This window comes from Thermofilaceae archaeon (genome assembly GCA_038731975.1).
Taxonomy (GTDB): Archaea; Thermoproteota; Thermoprotei; order Thermofilales; family Thermofilaceae; genus JANXEW01.
In genome coordinates this window covers 1-3,674 of record JAVYQJ010000066.1, presented here as the reverse complement: position 1 = coordinate 3,674, position 3,674 = coordinate 1, and the positions used below count along the sequence as shown (strand labels likewise).

3 protein-coding genes are annotated in these 3,674 nt (G+C 56.0%); 2 read left to right on the top strand and 1 reads right to left on the bottom strand.

The genetic code is table 11. The annotated features are described in order from the left end of the window. Positions 1 to 83 precede the first annotated feature (83 nt). Complete coding sequence (locus QXF46_09425) at positions 84 to 1,067, bottom strand: hypothetical protein (GenBank protein MEM0227081.1); 984 nt, start codon at positions 1,065 to 1,067, stop codon at positions 84 to 86. A gap of 313 nt (positions 1,068 to 1,380) precedes the next feature. Here QXF46_09425 and QXF46_09420 point away from each other — a divergent pair, with 313 nt between their 5' ends. Together QXF46_09420 and QXF46_09415 are read left to right on the top strand one after the other, a co-directional pair. Beyond that, on the top strand, positions 1,381 to 2,133 hold the full coding sequence (locus tag QXF46_09420) for an MBL fold metallo-hydrolase (GenBank protein MEM0227080.1): 753 nt from the start codon (positions 1,381 to 1,383) through the stop codon (positions 2,131 to 2,133). Between the two features lie 52 nt (positions 2,134 to 2,185). Then, on the top strand, positions 2,186 to 3,484 hold the full coding sequence (locus tag QXF46_09415; protein ID MEM0227079.1) for an acetamidase/formamidase family protein: 1,299 nt from the start codon (positions 2,186 to 2,188) through the stop codon (positions 3,482 to 3,484). Positions 3,485 to 3,674 lie beyond the last annotated feature (190 nt).

Here is a 3,674-nt window from a genome sequence, read left to right as displayed (position 1 = left end):
GTCACCGAAACCCTCCCTCTCGAAAGCCCTCCTTATCAGCAGGCCCGTGGGATGCGCTAACCTGTCGAGCAGCTCCGTGAACCTCATTCGGCCGTCACCTCCAGCTTCTTCGTAATCGACATGAGCAGGTTGAAGATCGGGACACCCTTTATTGTGCTTGGCTCCATTACGAAATCTAGCGTATTTACATCCAATTCACCAAGCCGCTCGTAGAGCGGAGGCATTGAGTGGCATGGCGGTTGACCCGAAACAATGGCTCTGTCAAAATCGATGTAAGCCGTATGGAACCAGGGTAATTGGACAAGTACTCTAGCTACAGCAGGCGCATCGCGTCCCTCCAAGTATAAAAGACGATAAGGTATCCTACTAAGATCGGCATAAAGCCGAATTCTGTTCTTATTCCACAGCTTGAGAAGATGATTCCTGAAATGCCAGCTTAATAACTGATGGGAGACCTTCTTACCCAAATATTTTTCACTCTTTTCAGATATCTCACGCAATGAAACGAACGGCCACTTGGATTTCTCACCATAGAGTAGCACGTCGATCTCATCCATTGTGATCTCTACTCTGGGTAGCTTCGGGGGATCGCGATCACTTATAGTTATGCGTTCAAGATCACCCCGAACAAGCTCTCCGTTATATACTGTCAAGGGTGATGAGGGACTCCAAAATCTTCGCTCTAACCCTCTCACAGTCAATGATTTTTCCTCAAAGTTTGAGAGCCACTCGTCAACTGCCTCTCCAATTGGGAGGAGGCCCGTATAAAGGTAAAGTTTGCCGCCAAGAACTCTTAGCACTCTAAAGGATTGGAGGAAAGGAAGTCTTTCTATGTATCTTCTGCTTATGGTTGCAATACTAATAATACCCACCTTTTCCATTTCTATTTCAAAACGTACAGCAATACCTTTACTTCCTTGTTTTATCTCGGAAAGTATTCTGGAGACAGTTGAAACATTCACATTACTGCTTTTAGAAACCTCGGTAATTGTCAAAGAATTTTCAATAGCTTTAATAACTTTCCATAGAGTTTCATCACATTTAAAGAAAGAAATCAACTTAATCACCTTAATCTAACTTTTTTATCTTTGTAAGTAGTTTTTACAATGGATCTATGTCTGGAGTAGGAATACTGCCAGGTGGTAGTTCAGTAGCAATTACGTAGCGTTTTGTGAAAATCAGAAGTGCCAGCGCTAGGGTAAGCATCAAGAGCTTCCATCTGTACAGCCTTATTGCAGTCTTAATTGTCTTAGCCCAGGTTTTCATCATAAGGGGTATTACGTCCAGGTACTTATGTTTTTCGCCATTTTTGATCTAAACATAGGGTTTTCAGCAAAAATGGCAAATAGAGGCACTTATACGCTAGAGCAGTGAGAGCTCGTGGCCGGGTTGATTGTGAGGCCTCTGGGCTGTGGGGGCTGGGTTTCTGACCCCGCGTTGGGGCCTCCCTCGCTGCTGGTTGAGGCTGGGGGGCTGAGGCTGCTGGTTGACGCGGGCGAAGGGGTTTACGCTGCGCTGAGGAGGTGTGGGTTTGAGGTTACGGATCTCGACTTGGTGCTCGTCACGCACAAGCACGGGGACCATGCTCTGGGTTTGCCGACGCTCGCGATGCACGCTAGGCGCTCTGGTGCGAGGTTGAGGGTGATCGGCCCCTCCGACATTGATTTGCGCTCGCTCTTCGCCTCGGTTGGGATCCCGCACTACCTGGAGGTGCTTGAGCTCAACCTTCTCGAGCCTCCCGCTGCCCCAGCTCTCGCCTTTGAGGAGGGAGGGGTGAGGGTTTACGCGGTCGCTGCAGACCACACTGTTCCCTCTCTCGCCTTCAGGGTGGAGGTGGGCGGCTTGGCCGTCGCTTTCAGCGGTGACACGAGGCCCTGCCGATTGATAATCGAGCTGGCGAGGGGCTGCAAGCTGCTGGTGCACGAGGTTGGTGGAGGATTGGCGAGCGAGGAGCTGGCGCACGAGCACGGCCACTCGACGCTCCGCGACGCGGTCCGCATCGCCGTTGAGGCTGGCGTCGATTACCTGATGCCCTTCCACTTCTACCTGGACCCAGTGGCTCTCGAGTGCGAAGGCGTTAAGCTGGTCCTCCCGGTGTCCTGCGCCCCCGTCGATGTGGCTAAGCTGCCCTAGAAGAATCACGGTAATCTTCTTTTACCAGCACCCTAAACTTCTGGTGAAGCGCATGGTTGAATCGGAGGTTTTTAACGATGTTTACACGAACGGCATCATAGGTCCCCACACGAGAATGCTGGGGCCCGTCGCCGACGGTGGTAGGATCAGGTTCATCACGACGCCCGGCTGCTGGGGTCCGATGCTCACCCCGACGCTGAGGGGTGGGCACGAGGTGAACGTGCCGGTGGCCGTTGAGGGGGCGAGGGTCGGAGACGCGGTGGTGCTGCGCTTCGAGAGCCTGAGGGTTCTCTCCAAAGCCTCCTCGTCGGGCGTCGATAGGCCCGTGGACGGAGCGTTCGTGGGCGACCCCTACGTTGCGAAGAGGTGCCCGGTCTGCAGGGAGCCTTGGCCTGAGTTCGAGGTTTCCGGCACCGGCGAGGAAGCTGTGAGGTGCAAGAGGTGCGGGTCCCCCGCGTCGCCCTTCAGGATGGTTCACGGTTACACGATGGTCTTCGACGAAGCCCGCAGGGTGGGCCTTACGGTGAACCGGGAGCTCGCCAGAAGGATCGCCGAGGCTGCTAGGGAGTACGCCAGCCTACCCGCCAAGTCCGCGCAGGTTTCGGTGCTGATACTGGGTAAAGCCGATATGCCCGGCGTCGCGTCGAGGCTCAGGCCCTTCCTCGGCCAGCTTGGCTCCACGCCCGCGGTTGACATCCCTGATTCGCACAACGCGGGGGATTTCGGGGCCTTCCTCATCAACGCCCCTCACCCCTGGTCGATCACGAGGGAGCAGTACGAGAGGGACCTCACCGACGGCCACCTCGATGTGGACTCGGTGAGGCCCGGCTGCGTGCTCATCGTCCCGGTGAAGGTTGATGGGGCCGGCATCTACGCTGGCGACGCGCACGCTATGCAGGGGGATGGCGAGGTGGCCGGCCACACGACCGATATCGCGGCCGAAGCGGTCGTGAAGGTGGAGGTTGTTAAGGGCTTGAAGCTGGACGGCCCAATCCTGCTGCCACCCGAGGAGGACTTGCCCCCGCTGGCCAAGCCGTGGCGCAAGGATGAGTGGGAGGAGGTGAGGAGGCTCGCCAAGGAGCTGGGAGTGGAAGTCGAGGAGTCCGCCCCCGTGCAGGTGATCGGTTCCGGCCCCACAATCAACGAGGCTGCCGCGAGAGGCTTCGAGAGGGCGGCAAGGCTCTTCGGGATGAGCGTTGAGGAGGTTAGGAACCGCGTCACGGTAACAGGAGCTGTGGAGATCGGGAGATTACCGGGGATTGTTCAGGTGAGCCTACAGGTCCCCATAAGGATCCTTGAGAAACTGGGGATAGCCGAAATCGTGGTCAAGCACTACGGATTACCGTACTGAGAGCCGCTGATCCTCGCGCAAACTTCCCCTTTTCTTTAATCTCCCCCCTTCGCTGTTCCCCATGCTCTACCCTGGCTGGGCTCTCCCGCGGCTCAACCGGGCGAATGTGCGAGAAGCTTCCCGCTAAGGCTGAGCCGTATGGGGGTTAAGCTGGTAGCGGCCTCGCCCCTACGATCAGCTTGAGGAGGGC